Here is a 14,478-nt window from a genome sequence, read left to right on the forward strand (position 1 = left end):
AGTGTACACCGGGCGAGGCGCGGCTGACGCGGCTCCTGGCCCTGCCTATCGAGACCGTAGCGACAAACTCACGCATTCCCACCGGCTGCGCCGCGCTCCTGCCGTGCCACTGTTTCCTTCACGCCCCTCGCAGCAATCCTTCCCGGCTTCAACCATGGCCAGCCTGCCATTATTTTTTGTCTCCGCCATATTTATTTTTGTTGCACCAAAAGAAACGCGTAGATTGGCTGGACGCCTGCCAGCTCCCGGAAACCGATGGACGCCGATTCTTCCCGAAAAAAATTGCAAGAATTTGAATCCAATCACGATTGTCATCCGTACAAGTCAGGCAGCTCTGTAGTTCCATGAAAGTAATGCTCTTGCGTATAACAATTCAGGGAGAATCGACATGTCTTTAATGCAATCGAAAACCGTACTGGGCGCCGCCATCCTCGGCAATCTGCTGGCGCTGGCTTGTGCGCCATCGGCCTTCGCTTCCAGCCACCGCGAAGCACCGTTCATTACGCAAAACCCCAAGGTCGACGCCACCGACTTCTATATGTTTCGCAGCTATGAAGCGGGCCGCGGCGCCTATACCACGCTGGTGGCCGACTACGTGCCGCTGCAGGACGCCTACGGCGGGCCGAACTATTTCACCATGGACCCGCAAGCCCTGTACGAAATCCATATCGACAACAATGGCGATGGCAAGGAAGACCTTACCTTCCAGTTCCGCTTCACCAATACCATCAAGGATGCCCAGTTCACCGTGGGCGGCAAGAAAGTGTCGATTCCGCTGGCCATCAATGGCGGCGCCATCGACTCGGTCAACCCTGCCGGCCTGAACGTGCGCGAAACCTACAGCGTGACCGTGGTGCGCGGCGACCGGCGCAGCGGCACGCGCACGGCGGTGACCAACGCCAGCGGCGGCGGCACCACCTTCGACAAGCCGGTCGACAATATCGGCAACAAATCGATACCGAACTATGCGGCCTATGCGGCCCAGCATGTGTACGCCGTCAATATTCCCGGCTGCGCCACGCCGGCACGCATGTTTGTCGGCCAGCGCAAGGACCCGTTCGCCGTGAATCTGGGAGAAACCTTTGACCTGATCAACATCAAGGCGCCGGCCACCGAGTTTGCCGCCAATGCGGAGTCCGCCGCGAAGGATGACCTGGCCAAGAAGAACGTCACCGCCATCGAGATGGAAGTGCCGACCTCGTGCCTGACCGCCGGCGCCGACCCGGTGATCGGCGGCTGGACCACGGCCAGCCTGCGCCAGGGCCGCCTGCTCAACCCTGCGCCGGGCACCACCACCGCCGCCTCGAAAGAAGGCGGCGCCTGGGTGCAGGTATCGCGCCTCGGCATGCCGTTGGTGAACGAACTGGTGATCGGCCTGAAGGACAAGGATCGCTTCAATGCCAGCAAACCGTCGGGCGACGCGCAGTTTGCCGACTATGTCACCAATCCCACCGCGCCGGCGCTGGTGGAAGTGCTGTACGGCTCGGCTGGCGCCAAGGCGCCGACCAACTTCCCGCGCAATGACCTGGTGGCAACCTTCCTGACCGGCATCAAGGGCGTGAATCAGCCGACCACTGTGACGGCCTCGGAAATGCTGCGCCTGAACACCTCGATCGCCGCCACGGCAGTGGGCGCGCAAAACCGCCTGGGCGTGATCGGCGGCGACAATGCGGGCTTCCCGAACGGCCGCCGTCCTGGCGACGACGTGGTCGACGTGGTGCTGCGCGTGGCGATGGGCAAGCTGTGCACCCTCAATATCGGCTGCGCGCCGGCCGATGCGCCGGCTGGCGCCCTGCACTTCACGGACGGTGCCTTCCTCGACGAAACCTCGTTTACGGCCGGCTTCCCTTACCTGAAAACGCCGATCGCCGGTTCGCCACAACTGTAAGGAGTACGACATGAAAAAACTCAGCTTGATGGCCGCGCTGGCCGTGGCAGCACTGGTAGCCGGCTGTGGCGGACACAGCAGCCACCATGACGACAGCGGCAGCGGCGGCGTCAATCCGCCACCAGTGGCCTTGCTCGACACGTTTTATGTGGCAGTCAGCAATCTTGTCCTGACCACCAGCGAGGACAAGGAAGGCGTCAGCATCGACGCCATCATGGCTACCTCGCCGGAGGACAAGGAACCGGTCGCGCTGTAAGGCACTGGCATGCACGGGCCGCAGGAATCGCTTCTTGCGGCCCGTTTTCACATCTGGCATGGAGCCGCTTCGATGAAGACCCTGTTTTTCCTGTGCACCATGCTCGCCGGCGCTGCCCATGCCGCGCCGTATATCCCGCAAGACGGCAAGGCCGTGATCGAACAGCTGCCGCGCCGCGCGGACGCCACCCAATCCGCACTGCGCTCGCTGCGCGCGCAACTGAGCAGCAATCCGCAGGACCTGGCGCTGGCCACCAGCCTGGCGCAGCGTTATATCGCCCTGTCGCGCAGCGAAACCGATCCCCGCTATCTTGGCTATGCGCAAGCGGCGCTGGCGCCCTGGTGGCAGCTGGCCGCGCCACCTGCCCCGGTGCGCCTGCTGCGCGCCACCATCTTGCAAAGCACCCACCATTTCCCCGCCGCCCTGCAGGATCTCGACGCCGTGATCGCGCAGCAGCCCGCCAACGCGCAAGCCTGGCTGACGCGGGCCACCGTGCTGACCGTGCAAGGCAACTATGACCAGGCCACCGCCAGCTGCGCCCGCCTGTCGGGCTTGAGCACGCAACTGGTGACCGTCACCTGCATCGCCAGCGTGGCCGGCATGACGGGGCGCGCCGCCAAAAGCGAACAACTGTTGAACCTCACCCTCCAGCGCAGCGCCGGCACCGCGCCCGAGCTCGAACACTGGGCCTTGAGCCTGCTGGCCGAAATGGCGGCGCGGCGCGGCGATGCGGCGCTGGCCGAGGCGCGCTTCAAGCAGGCGCTGGCGCAGGATCCCCGCGACAGCTACCTGCTGGGCGCCTACAGCGACTTTCTGCTGAACCAGAAACGGCCGCTGGAAGTGCTCAAGCTGGTGCAGGATCAGCAGCGCATCGACGCCCTGCTGCTGCGCCAGGCGCTGGCCTTGCAAATGGCGCCAGGTCAGCAAGCGGCATTGAAAGCAGCAACGGCCGAGCTGGCCGCCCGTTTCCACGCCGCCATGCAGCGCGGCGACACCGTCCATCAGCGCGAACAGGCGCGCTTTGCGCTGGCGCTGCAGCGCGATATTCGCGGCGCCTTGCTGCTGGCGCAACAGAACTGGGCGATCCAGAAGGAAGTGGCCGACATGCGCGTGCTGCTTGAAGCGGCCGTGGCGGCGCGCGACCAGGCGGCGGCCAAACCGGTGCTGGACTGGATCGCTGCGCATCAGGTGGAAGACGTGGCATTGACGGCGCTGGCACGCAAGGCAGGTGCCCTGTGAGCGCGCGCCTGATCGTCCTGATCGTCCTGCTGTGCGCCTGGCTGGCGCCGGCGCAGGCCCACAAGCCCAGCGACAGCTATCTGGCTCTCTCCGTACAAGGCTCGAGGATCGAAGGGCAATGGGATATCGCCCTGCGCGACCTCGATTTCGCCATCGGCCTCGATGGCAACGGCGATGGCGCCCTGACCTGGGACGAGGTGAGCGCGCGCCACGCCGCGATTGCCGCCCATGCGCTGCAGCGCCTCCAGGTTTCCACTGCCCAGGGCGCCTGCTCCTTGCTGGCCGGCGAACAGCTGATCGACCACCATACGGACGGCGCCTACAGCGTGCTGCGCTTTACGGCGACCTGTCCCGGCAGCAGCGCACCGGCCAGCCTCGAGATCGGCTATACGCTGTTTGCCGATCTCGACCCCCAGCACAAGGGCTTGCTGAAACTCACGCACGACGGCGTTACGCAAACGGCGATTTTCGACCCGGACAGCCCGCGCCAGCGCCTGTCGCTGGCGTCGCCCAGCCGCCTGGCGCAGTTCGGCGCGTACGTGAAGCATGGCATCTGGCATATCTGGATCGGCACCGACCACATCCTGTTTTTGCTGTCGCTGTTGCTGCCGGCTGTGCTGCTGCACGACCTGACCCCCGATGAGAAAGGCCGGGGTCGTACCCTGAGGGTACGACCCCAGTCTCTGCCGCTGGGGTTGAAGGATGCGTTTATCGATGTGCTCAAGGTCGTCACCGCGTTTACGCTGGCCCACTCCATCACCCTGACCCTGGCCAGCCTGTCGCTGGTGTCGCTGCCCTCGCGCTGGGTCGAGTCCGCCATTGCCGCCTCGGTGGTGCTGGCCGCGCTGAACAATCTGTTTCCCCTCTTCCGCGGCAAGCGGCCGGTGGCGGCCTTTGTCTTCGGACTGATCCACGGCTTCGGCTTTGCCAGCGTACTGCGCGACCTGGGCCTGCCGCAGTCTTCGCTGGTCAGCAGCCTGTTCGGCTTCAATGCGGGCGTGGAGATCGGCCAGCTGGCGATCGTCGCCGTGTTCCTGCCGCTGGCCTGGCGGCTGCGCAAAAGCTGGCTGTACCGCCAGCTGTTTACCTGGGGGTCGCTGGTGATCGCGCTGGTGGCGGTGATCTGGCTGGTGGAGAGAATCGCCGATATCAAGCTGATAAGTTGAGCAGGTACGGCATGCATTTATTAAATTTACTAATAAGTCCATGCCGTTTATTGCCGCTAATCAAATGGCGCCGCTGGTTCTACACTGTTTGTCATTACCATCAATGGCAAAGGACTCGGCAATGCAGCATGTCACCTTGAACAATGGAATCACCATGCCCGTGCTGGGCTTTGGCGTGTTCCAGATCCCCGACCCGGCAGAATGCGAGCGCAGCGTGATCGAGGCGATAGGCGCCGGTTACCGCCTGATCGACACCGCTGCCTCGTACATGAATGAAGCGGCGGTCGGCAACGGCCTGCGCCACAGCGGCGTGGCGCGACAGGAATTATTTATCACCAGCAAGCTGTGGGTGCAGGATACGGGTTATGAGCGCACGCGCGACGCCATCGACGCCTCGCTGCGCCGTTTGCAGCTCGACTACCTGGACCTGTTCCTGATCCACCAGCCGTATGGCGACGTACACGGTTCCTGGCGCGCGATGCAGGATGCGTACCGCGCCGGCAAGCTGCGCGCGATTGGCGTGAGCAACTTCCAGAGCGACCGCCTGATGGATATCATCGCCTTCAACGACATCGCGCCGGCCGTCAACCAGATCGAAGTCAACCCCTTCCACCAGCAGGCCGACAGCGTGGCATTCATGCAGGAGCACGGCGTGCAGGCGCAGGCCTGGGCGCCGTTTGCCGAAGGCCACAACCAGCTGTTCGGCAATCCCGTGCTGCTGGGCATAGCCGGCAAATATGGCAAATCCGCAGGCCAGGTCGTGCTGCGTTATCTGGTGCTGCGCGGCATCGCGGTGCTGGCCAAGACCGTGCGCCCGGAGCGCATGCTGGAGAACCTGGCCGTCTTCGATTTCGATCTCGACGAAGCCGACATGGGCGCCATCGCCACCCTGGAAACGGGCGCCAGCAGCTTTTTCTCGCACCGCGACCCGGCCATTGTCAAATGGATGAGCGAGCGCAAGCTCGATATCTGAAGCGATGTGCACAGCAACGCAGGTCGGATTAGCGGTGCGCCGCGCCGCGTAATCCGACAAGATTGTTGGCGCCGCTGGTGGTGTCGGATTACGCGCTGACGCGCTAATCCGACCTACGCCACCGCTTCCATCCACACCCCATGAACCGAATGAAGCAGCAGCGTAGGTCGGATTAGCGGCGCGCCGCGCCGCGTAATCCGACAACATTGTTGGCCGTGCCAGATCACATCATGGAAATGCAATAAACGTCGGCGGCACCGCGTCCACCAGCCACACTCCGTTGGCCGCCACATGAAACACATGGCCCTGCGCCTGCATGGCGGCCGTATCGATCGCCAGCACCACCGGCTTGCCGTGGCGCGCGCCGACGGTGACGGCCGTGTCTTCGGCGGCCGACAGGTGCACATGGTTGCGCGAGCCGGGACGCAGGCCCTGCTCGCGGATGGCGTCGACAAAGCGGCTGGCCGTGCCGTGGTACAGCCTTGAGGGCGGGATCGCGGGCGGCAGGCCGATATCGACGGCGGCCAGCGAATGGCCCTGGTTGGCGCGGATGCGCAGGCCATCATCGCTGAAGGCGTAGCGCGTCTTGCTGTCATTTGCCACCACCTCGTGCAACTGCTCGCGCGAGATGGCCTTGCCATGGCTGGCCGCCTGGGCCAGCAACTGGTCCACCTCGGCCCAGCCGTTGGCGTCCAGCGCCAGGCCGATGGTTTCCGGCGCATGGCGCAATATCAGGGAAAGAAATTTGCTGGTTTGTATTAATTTATCTGTCATCTCGGCAGTGTAGCAAAGCAAGGCCCTAGAACGCGTACGCCAGCGTCAAGCGTGCCGACCTCGGCTCGACCGGATGAAAGTGGCGGTCCTCCACGCCCTCCACCGCTTCGCCCGGCAGGCGCGACGCATAGTGGTAATCGATATCGCTGGCGCGCTTGTCGAACAGGTTGAACACGTCGAGCGACAGCCGCGTCCGGCGATTGAGCTGGTAGCCGAGGCGGGCATACGCCAGCGTGGTCGAGGCCGAACGCACGCTGCTGTCTTCCACCAGCGGACGCGGACCGAAATAGCGCAGCTGGAAGGCGGCCGACCATGGTCCCCGGTCGGTGAGCGTCACGCCGAACGAGGCCACCTTGTCGATCGAGCCGGGAATGAAGTTGCCGGCCGGGTCATCCTGCGTGTACCGCGAACGCGAGGCGGCCAGGTCCAGGTCGAACAGCAGCCACGATGCGGCAATATAGTGGTTGTTCCATTCAACGCCGTGGCGGCGGCTGGCGCGGCTCGGTTCGGTTTCGCCGGCGTCGCCCACGAACAGCAGTTCCGAGTCGATATCGAGGCGCCAGACGGCCAGCGAACTTTGCAGCCCCGGCAGCCATTCCGTACGCGCGCCCAGTTCCATGCCGCGCGTGGCCACCAGCGGCGTCACGGGCTCGGAAGCGCTGCCGTCCGGCAAACGCGTCTGCGTGGTGCCGCGCGCGTCGTTGCTGTGAAAGCCCTTGCCATAGTTGGCGAACAGTTCCGTCCTGCTCCACGGGCCAGCGATCAGCGACAACTTGGGCGAAGTGATGCTGTCGCTGGCCTTGCCGCTGTTGCCATCGATACTGCTGGCCACATTGAAACGGTAGGCGTCATGGCGCAGGCCGGCCACCGAGCGCAACCACGGCAGCCACTGCGTGCTGTTTTCCGCATACAGGCCGGCGCTGCCTTCGCGCACACGGTCTTCGCGTACCGTGCCGTGCCGGACGCGGCCGACCGTGTTGTACAGGCCGGCCGGTGCCAGCCTGTCATAGCGCGCCTGCAGGCCGATCTTGTTGCGCATGGCAAAACCGGCCAGCTGCGTGTTCCAGCTCTCGCTGGCATTCACGCCGGCCACCGTGCGCCGTTCGCTCTGCTGGAACTGGTCGCCCAGCGCCGGATCAGCCAGGAAATAGGTGAAATTGCTGGCCAGGTCCAGCTGCGAGCGGATCACATAGGCGTCGAATTCGAACAGGCCGCTGTCAAGGCGCTTGCGCATGGCGTAAGCCAGGCTGTAGCGCGAGGTGTCGCCGCCATCGCTGGAATCGAGCGCGCCATAGCGGCCGATCAGGCCGGATTCGACCGCGCGCAGCGGCACCTGGTCGGTGGCATTCCAGCTGTTTTTATACGCCATGGCGGTGACGTTGAAACCGTCATCCTGCGTACCCTGGCTGTAGCGCAGCAGCCCGCTATATTTGCGCACGCGCTCCGGGCTGTCCCACGGACCGTCGTTGCGGTTCAGCTCCAGGCCGTACAGCAGCGTGCCCTGCGCTGCGGGAAACGAATCGGCGACCACGCCGCGCAGATAGCCGTGTTGCCCGACCGACAGGCTGGCCTGCCCCTGCGGCAGCTTGTCCATCAGCCGGATGCGGGCCGCGCCCGCCGAGGCAAAGTCGCCCTCGCCGGCAAAATACGGCCCCTTCTTGTACTCGATGCGCTGCACCAGTTCGGGTATCAGGAAATTGAGGTCCGAATAACCGTGGCCATGCGCATGCGTGCGCATATTGACGGGCATGCCATCGACATGGGTGGCGAAATCGGTGCCGTGATCGAGATTGAAGCCGCGCAGGAAATACTGGTTGGCCTTGCCATCGCCGCTATGCTGGGTGACGATCAGGCCGGGCACGAATTCCAGCAATTCGCCGGTGCGCAAGGCGGGCCGGTTGACGATCAGCTCGTTCGTGATCACGCCCTGGCTGGCCGCATCCGAGGTGCCGACGGCGTTGTCGTAATGGCCGGCCACGCGCACGGTGCGCGTTTCATCGGCAGTGGCGCCGCCGTCCTGCTGGGCCGATGCATGGCGGGCCATGGCCAGCAGCGCCAGCGCGCAAGCGACTGCCAGTTTGCTTTTTCTCAAACGCATGTTGTCTCCAGTTTTTATGATGTCAGAACGGCCCGCTTTCTGCGCCAGCCATTTTGACATATACGCAACAAGCAGCTGTTCTGGATTCAACTATCTGTTCTTTGGGAGGGGTGATGGACACGACCGACAGCGCCGTCAAGCCGGCCAGAAGCAAACCCATCCCGAAACGCGACGTACTGCCGTATATCCTGCTGTCAATTTTGCTGGCAGGTCTGCTGGCGGTACTCGGTGGCGCGCTGTTTCCGCCGTATTACCAGGCCGTGCCGGCATTGTTATGGAGCCTGGGCTTTTGCGTCAGCGGCATGCTGCTGGGATTTTTGTTTGGCATACCGCGCACGGTGCCATCGGGAACAGTCGATGTGCCTGCCGCAACGGAAGTGCCGCCTAACGCCAGCAACACGCTGTTTACCGGCACGCCCTCGCCAATGGAAATCAATTCCAACCTGGTGGAAGTGTCGGATTGGCTGACCAAGATCATTATCGGCGTCGGCCTGATCGAACTGAAAAGCCTGCCCGGCACGGCGCATGGCGTGGCCGACTTCATTGCCCCCAGCCTGCATATCGACCTGCCCACGGCGCAGGCCATCATCGGCGGCGTAATGCTGTTTTTTTCCGTGCATGGCTTTTTGATCGGCTACCTGCTCACGCGCATCTATCTGTCGATCATCATCAAACGGGCCGACAGCCTGGTCAAGAACGACTCGGTACGCCTGGACAGCGGCAAGGAAATCGAGGTGTCGGAACTGAGCCGTTTGCAGCAGAAGTCGCTGGAAGACCTGCAGGAAGCCGTTACCGGACTGCTGCTGGCGCGCACGCCTGACGACGGTCCGCCGGCAGTGGCTGCCCTGACGGGGCTGCCTGCAGAGCAAAAACCGGCCAACCGCGTGCTGTGGCTGGACGACCATCCGCGCAACAACACCTTGCTGGTCGAGCAGATGGCGCGCGAAAACATCAAGGTGGACTTGGCACAGTCGCTGGCCCAGGCACAGGCGCTGCTGCAAAAAACGCCGTATGCGCTGCTGATTACCGACATGGCGCGCCTGGAGGGCGGACGCCGCGTCAAGGATGCGGGCGTGCAGACCGTGCGCGAGGTACGTCAGGCGAAGCCCGAGCTGCCGATTATTGTCTACTGCAGCAAGGACACGGTCGCCAGCTACGGCCAGGCAGCGGAAGCGGCCGGTGCGCGGTTCATCACCGCTTCGGGTACCAGCTTGCTGGCGGCAGTGAGGAAGCTGGTGGAGGAGCATTGAGGTTCGTGCGGACGGGTTGGACGCCAGCAATGGTGTCGGATTACGCCCGGCGTAGGTCGGATTAGCGCAGCGTAATCCGACACCAGCAAGCCTACAACTTCTCCATCTTCTGCCGTACGGCCGGCGCCGTCGAGGCGGTTGGCGCCAGTTCCAGGTAGGTTTTATAGGCCACCTTGGCCCTGGCGCCATCGCCGGCCTTGAAATAGGCGTCGCCCAGGTTCAGGTAGGCAATTGCGCGCGACGGGTCCATCTTGACGGTGTTTTCAAACCAGCGCGCCGCTTCGCGGTATTTTTCCTGCTTGTAGAACACGAAGCCCAGGTTATTGGCCGCCAGCGCAAAATCGGGCCGCAGTTTCAGTGCTTCCGTAAATTGCGCTTCGGCCTGGTCGTACTGCTTTTCCTTGTAGTGCTGCAAGCCGCGGTCGTTGGCGCGCTGGGCCAGCTGGCGCGCCGTGCCCGGCACCGCGCCCGGCGTGACGATCTTCTGCTCGCCGCCCTGCAGGTCCCTGACCGTCACGCTGGCCGCCGCCGGTGTGGCGTCGAGCTTGCTGTTCAGGGCAATCGCTTCGGTCGACAGCTGGGTCGTGTTCGGACTGAGGAATTCGGTTTCGCTCGGCAACTCGAACACGAAGTCGCCCCCTTCCGAGCCGGGCAGGCTGCCAAACGCCGGCGTCTGGTTCGACACGCTGGAGACGGCCGGCGCCACGTACGCGGCCAGTTCGGTGGCGGTAATGAGGCCGTCGCCATTCAGGTCGGCCTTGCCGGCCAGGCCCTGCAGCAAGGTCCACGTGAACACGGAGTGGCCGTTCGGGCCGCCATCGGCCACCAGCTGGTCGCCGCCGCCGGCCGTCAGCATCTGCCGGCCGATGCGCTTGGCGTTGTCGCGCAGGAAGGAACTGTTGCCGGCGCCGCGTGTCAGGCCCAGGCCGCTGTAGCAGGCGTCCATCACGAACAGCGCATGCTTGGCGGTCAGGCTTTCGGCGATATTCTGGATTTCCGTCATCGCAATCGCGTCGGTGGCGAACTGCTCCGGGTCGGAATCGAACGGCACGATATAGCCGAGGTCGCGGCCCGAGCTCAGCTTGCGGGTGGCGCCGTGGCCGGCAAAGAAGACAAAGATGCGGTCATTCTTCTGCACGCCGCCATGGGCCAGCTTGTCGTGGAAGGCGGCCAGGATATTGTTGCGCGTCGCTTCCGCGTTTTTCAAGGTCACCACGCGCTCGGGCGCAAAGCCGAACTTGTCGATCAGCGTCTCGCGCACGCCCTGGGCGTCGCGCACGGCGTACTGCAACTTCGGCCACTTGGCATACTGGTCGATGCCGATCACCACCGCCCAGGAATTGCCGTAGCCAGTGGAAACAGGAATTTTTTCGGGCGTGGGCGCGGCGGCTTTGGCCGATTTGAACGTCGTGCCGTCCCAGCCGGCGAACTGATAGCCTTCGGCCACCAGGCGATCGAGGATGGCCGGCAGCGCTTTCACGGTGCGCTCATGGATGTCGTGGAACAGGATAATGCCGCGCCCCGCCTTGTCGACGGAAGCGAGCACGCGGTTGGTGATCGAGCTCGGCACGGGGTCGGCCCAGTCCAGCGAATCGATATTCCACATCACGGATTTCAGATGCGCGTCGGCCAGCGCGGCCATGCCTTCGCTGTTGCGCGCGCCATAGGGGAAGCGGAACAATGCGGCGCGCTCCGGGCTGATGGCTTTCAACAAGGTGTCCGTGCCGAGGATCTCGCCTTTCAGCTTGTCCCCGGTCTGCTTGGACAGCTGTGCGTGGCTGAAGCTGTGGTTGCCCACGGCATAGCCCTCTTTCATCAGCTTGCGGCTGACCTCCGCGCCGGCATTGAGCCTGGCCTTGCCTTGCGCATCGAGGCTGCCCAGGTTGCGGCCCACGTTGAAGAACACGGCCGGCACGCCATATTGCTTGAGGATCGCGCTGATTTCTTCCGTGTACTGGCGGTGCGGACCGTCGTCGAAGCTCAGGACGATGGTTTTCTTCGGCAAGGCCAGGCCGAAGATTTCCGCGTCCTCTTTTGGCACGGCCGGCTTCGGCTCGGGCAAGGTGCCCGGCGGCGGCGAGGCGTACGGCACCACGATGCCGTTGTCCTTGAGGATCTGTTCGCGGTTGTACTGCTTTTTCAGCTGCGCCACATAGTCGTCCCAGCGTTCGCGCTTGAGTTCGATCGCGCGCTGGCCCAAGTTGCCAAAGATCTGGCGGATTTCCTTTTCATAATTGCGCTCGATCTCGGCCAGCGCATCAAGGTCTTCCGAAATGCGCTTGTGCAGCTTGATCGCCGGCAAAGAGCCGTCTTTGGCCACATCCGCCAGCAGGCCCTGCAGCAGCTCGCGAAACGCCAAGCGGTCGGCGTCGTACAGGCCCGGATCGGCTTCGATATAGCTCAGCAGGCTGTCGATTGCCTCGAAGCGGCGCGGATTGGCCGGCAGCATCAATTTGTCGAGCATGGCGTCGATTCTGGCGATGCGTTCCTGGTTGTCGTGGAACAGCGCCTGCCCTACCTGGCGTCCCTGCTCGCGCGCGCCGTCGGCCAGGCTGTCGTCATCGGCCAGCAGCACGATGATACGGCGGTAATTGGCCAGCAGCTCGCGCAGCTGTGCGGACACGGCGGCGACATCGGCGGCGTTCTTTGCTGCGACTGTATCGACAGCCGGCGCAGACGGCGCACCGTTGGCGGACGGACGGGTAAATGTATAGATGCCGGCGCCTGCGGCCAGCGCCACGGCCACGGTGGCGGCGATCTTGATCGGCTTGGAAGTCACGACTTGGGGTTCCCTTCAACTACGGATGTCTGCAAAACTTGCTGAATCCGTAATTGTAGAGCACGCCAGCGCGAGATGCCGGTTCGTTATTGCCACGGGGCACGGACAAGATTGGCGGCATCGCTGGTGTTGTCGGATTGCGGCCTGCGGCCTGATCCGCCCTGCGGTCGTCACGGCGTAGGTCGGATTAGCGCGTGAGCGCGTAATCCGACACCATGGTTACCGCCAACACTCACCGTTCAAAATGCCTGCGCAACCCCTGCCAGCATTCAAAATAATCGCCCTGCAGCAATCCCCCATCGAGCGCGAACGGCGTCGGGCGGATGATGGTGCGCGTCTCGAACATGAAGGCCATCGTGTCGCCCACTTTTACGGGCGTCGACGTGTCGCTGCTCGAAGCCTTGTCAAACGTCTGCGCATCGGGGCCGTGGCCGGACATGCAGTTGTGCAGGCTGGCGCCGCCCGGCACGAAACCGGCCGCCTTGGCATCGTACACGCCGTGGATCAGGCCCATGAATTCGCTGGCCACATTGCGGTGGAACCACGGTGGCCGGAAGGTGTTTTCGGCGGCCAGCCAGCGCGGCGGGAAGATGGCGAAGTCGATATTGCCGAACAGCGGGTTCTCGCTGGGCGCCTGCAATACCAGGAAGATCGACGGGTCAGGATGGTCGTAGCTGATCGAACCGATGGTGTTAAAGCGGCGCAAGTCGTACTTGTACGGCGCGTAATTGCCATGCCAGGCCACCACGTCCAGCGGCGAATGGGTCAGTTCGGTGCGCCACAGGTGGCCGCCGAACTTGGCCACCAGCTCGCATGGCGCGTCGCTGTCCTCGTAGGCCGCATGGGGCGTCAGGAAATCGCGCGCGTTGGCCAGCCCGTTCGAGCCGATCGGACCCATGTCGGGCAGCCGGAAGGCCGTGCCGAAGTTTTCGCACACATAGCCGCGCGCCTGACCGTCCGGCAGGCCGACGCGAAAGCGCACGCCGCGCGGGATAACGGCAATTTCCTGCGGTTCCAGTTCGATGACGCCCAGTTCGGTGGCAAGCGACAATCTGCCCTGTTGCGGCACGATCAGCAGTTCACCGTCGGCCGAATAAAAGCAGCGCTGCATCGACGCGTTGGCCGCATACACGTGGATCGCGCAGCCGTTCATGGTCTCCGCGCTGCCATTGCCGGCCATCGTCACCAGGCCGTCGACAAAGTCGGTCGGCACGGTCGGCAGCGGCAGCGGGTCCCAGCGCAGCTGGTTCGGCGGCGTCGGCGGCATGGCATGGAAGTCGCTGATGATGCGGCTGTTGAGCATGCGCGCAAACGGCGGATGCTGGCTGCTGGGACGGATGCGGTACAGCCACGAACGCCGGTTCTGCGCGCGCGGCGCGGTAAACGCCGTGCCCGACAGCTGCTCCGCATACAGGCCCAGCGGCGCGCGCTGCGGCGAATTCTGGCCCTGCGGCAAGGCGCCGGCCACCGCTTCGGTGGCAAACTCGTTGCCGAAGCCGCTCTGGTAGCGGGCGGCCGTCATGCCGGGTCCCCAATGCCGTCGGCCGCGTCGTGCAGCAGGCCTTGCACCACCTCGGCGTTGCCGATGGCGCCCATCGCCAGCAGCGCAAAGCGCGCCAGGAACAGCGGCGCGCGCTGCTCGCCGATGCCGCCCATGGTGTGGCACAGTTCGGTGTACAGATTGTCCAGTTCGATATCGGTCATGCTGTTTGTCTCCTGCTTGCAGTGTTTGCTGTTTCAACCCCAAAGGCGGAACAGCTGGGGTCGGACCCTGAGGGTCCGACCCCGGAATTTACGGTAGGGGTTTAATCCAGCAATACCCCTGAAAGCGCATCAATCACATATTTTGCCCTTGCTTCATGCCAGCGCCCCATCACATGCCCATCGGGACGGACCAGGTACAGGCTGCCGACGCGTGCGCCGAACAGCGCAAGCAGCGGCGATGAAGCAGGTACGGCCTCCAGATGCAACGGCAACGCTGCGGTCAGCGCCAGCAGCTCGGCGGGTACGTCGCCGTCCTCGCTGAAATACAGCCCCGTAAACGCGCCCTGCCCC

At 63.9% G+C, this 14,478-nt stretch carries 12 protein-coding genes and 1 pseudogene; 7 read left to right on the top strand and 6 right to left on the bottom strand.

The window, feature by feature from the left end; translation table 11 throughout:
• From RTQ46_RS09810 to RTQ46_RS09835, 6 genes are all read left to right on the top strand, one after another.
• Window positions 1–340 (top strand): hypothetical protein (locus RTQ46_RS09810; protein ID WP_312436228.1); only part of this gene is annotated, 340 nt, incomplete at its 5' end.
• 48 nt (window positions 341–388) lie between these two features.
• Window positions 389–1,888, top strand: coding sequence for a DUF4331 domain-containing protein (locus RTQ46_RS09815; RefSeq protein WP_312436230.1), 1,500 nt, complete (start codon window positions 389–391; stop codon window positions 1,886–1,888).
• 10 nt (window positions 1,889–1,898) lie between these two features.
• Window positions 1,899–2,144: a hypothetical protein gene (locus RTQ46_RS09820; protein ID WP_312436231.1), complete on the top strand. Its 246-nt coding sequence runs from the start codon at window positions 1,899–1,901 to the stop codon at window positions 2,142–2,144.
• A 72-nt stretch (window positions 2,145–2,216) separates the two neighbouring features.
• Complete coding sequence (locus tag RTQ46_RS09825) at window positions 2,217–3,383, top strand: hypothetical protein (RefSeq protein ID WP_312436233.1); 1,167 nt, start codon at window positions 2,217–2,219, stop codon at window positions 3,381–3,383.
• Window positions 3,380–4,549, top strand: coding sequence for a HupE/UreJ family protein (locus RTQ46_RS09830; RefSeq protein WP_312436234.1), 1,170 nt, complete (start codon window positions 3,380–3,382; stop codon window positions 4,547–4,549). Before RTQ46_RS09825 ends, RTQ46_RS09830 begins: the two co-directional genes overlap by 4 nt.
• Window positions 4,550–4,670: 121 nt before the next feature.
• The gene (locus tag RTQ46_RS09835) at window positions 4,671–5,522 is read left to right on the top strand and encodes an aldo/keto reductase (protein WP_312436235.1); all 852 of its coding nucleotides are present in this window, start codon (window positions 4,671–4,673) and stop codon (window positions 5,520–5,522) included.
• Between the two features lie 228 nt (window positions 5,523–5,750).
• Here the strand turns inward: RTQ46_RS09835 and RTQ46_RS09840 are convergent, their stop codons facing one another.
• Both RTQ46_RS09840 and RTQ46_RS09845 read right to left on the bottom strand, forming a co-directional pair.
• Window positions 5,751–6,296, bottom strand: coding sequence for an RNA 2'-phosphotransferase (locus tag RTQ46_RS09840; RefSeq protein WP_312436237.1), 546 nt, complete (start codon window positions 6,294–6,296; stop codon window positions 5,751–5,753).
• 25 nt (window positions 6,297–6,321) lie between these two features.
• Window positions 6,322–8,394: a TonB-dependent receptor gene (locus RTQ46_RS09845; protein WP_312436238.1), complete on the bottom strand. Its 2,073-nt coding sequence runs from the start codon at window positions 8,392–8,394 to the stop codon at window positions 6,322–6,324.
• Window positions 8,395–8,507: 113 nt separating this feature from the next.
• Here RTQ46_RS09845 and RTQ46_RS09850 point away from each other — a divergent pair, with 113 nt between their 5' ends.
• Window positions 8,508–9,644 (top strand): response regulator, encoded by a 1,137-nt coding sequence (locus tag RTQ46_RS09850; protein WP_312436240.1) that lies wholly within the window; start codon window positions 8,508–8,510, stop codon window positions 9,642–9,644.
• Window positions 9,645–9,735: 91 nt separating this feature from the next.
• On the opposite strand, the gene RTQ46_RS09855 is transcribed toward RTQ46_RS09850, so the two are convergent.
• The 4 genes and pseudogenes from RTQ46_RS09855 to RTQ46_RS09870 all read right to left on the bottom strand — a co-directional run.
• A complete protein-coding gene (locus RTQ46_RS09855; protein WP_312436241.1) occupies window positions 9,736–12,423 on the bottom strand; it encodes a polysaccharide deacetylase family protein in 2,688 nt (895 codons plus the stop codon).
• 232 nt (window positions 12,424–12,655) lie between these two features.
• On the bottom strand, window positions 12,656–13,945 hold the full coding sequence (hmgA, locus tag RTQ46_RS09860; RefSeq protein ID WP_312436243.1) for a homogentisate 1,2-dioxygenase: 1,290 nt from the start codon (window positions 13,943–13,945) through the stop codon (window positions 12,656–12,658).
• Window positions 13,942–14,127, bottom strand: coding sequence for a hypothetical protein (locus RTQ46_RS09865; RefSeq protein ID WP_312436244.1), 186 nt, complete (start codon window positions 14,125–14,127; stop codon window positions 13,942–13,944). Before RTQ46_RS09865 ends, hmgA begins: the two co-directional genes overlap by 4 nt.
• 101 nt (window positions 14,128–14,228) lie before the next feature.
• Window positions 14,229–14,478: pseudogene (locus RTQ46_RS09870) on the bottom strand (FAD-dependent oxidoreductase); the annotation flags it as partial.

Origin of the sequence: Janthinobacterium sp. (assembly GCF_031995485.1) — a bacterium.
Classification (GTDB): domain Bacteria; phylum Pseudomonadota; class Gammaproteobacteria; order Burkholderiales; family Burkholderiaceae_D; genus Janthinobacterium.

Excerpts from the sequence above, each read along its gene's own strand:
- RTQ46_RS09850 (WP_312436240.1), top strand. The coding sequence starts at position 8,508 with ATGGACACGACCGACAGCGCCGTCAAGCCGGCCAGAAGCAAACCCATC.
- RTQ46_RS09845 (WP_312436238.1), bottom strand. The coding sequence starts at position 8,394 with ATGCGTTTGAGAAAAAGCAAACTGGCAGTCGCTTGCGCGCTGGCGCTG.
- RTQ46_RS09835 (WP_312436235.1), top strand. The coding sequence starts at position 4,671 with ATGCAGCATGTCACCTTGAACAATGGAATCACCATGCCCGTGCTGGGC.
- RTQ46_RS09825 (WP_312436233.1), top strand. The coding sequence starts at position 2,217 with ATGAAGACCCTGTTTTTCCTGTGCACCATGCTCGCCGGCGCTGCCCAT.
- hmgA (WP_312436243.1), bottom strand. The coding sequence starts at position 13,945 with ATGACGGCCGCCCGCTACCAGAGCGGCTTCGGCAACGAGTTTGCCACC.
- RTQ46_RS09840 (WP_312436237.1), bottom strand. The coding sequence starts at position 6,296 with ATGACAGATAAATTAATACAAACCAGCAAATTTCTTTCCCTGATATTG.
- RTQ46_RS09865 (WP_312436244.1), bottom strand. The coding sequence starts at position 14,127 with ATGACCGATATCGAACTGGACAATCTGTACACCGAACTGTGCCACACC.
- RTQ46_RS09820 (WP_312436231.1), top strand. The coding sequence starts at position 1,899 with ATGAAAAAACTCAGCTTGATGGCCGCGCTGGCCGTGGCAGCACTGGTA.
- RTQ46_RS09815 (WP_312436230.1), top strand. The coding sequence starts at position 389 with ATGTCTTTAATGCAATCGAAAACCGTACTGGGCGCCGCCATCCTCGGC.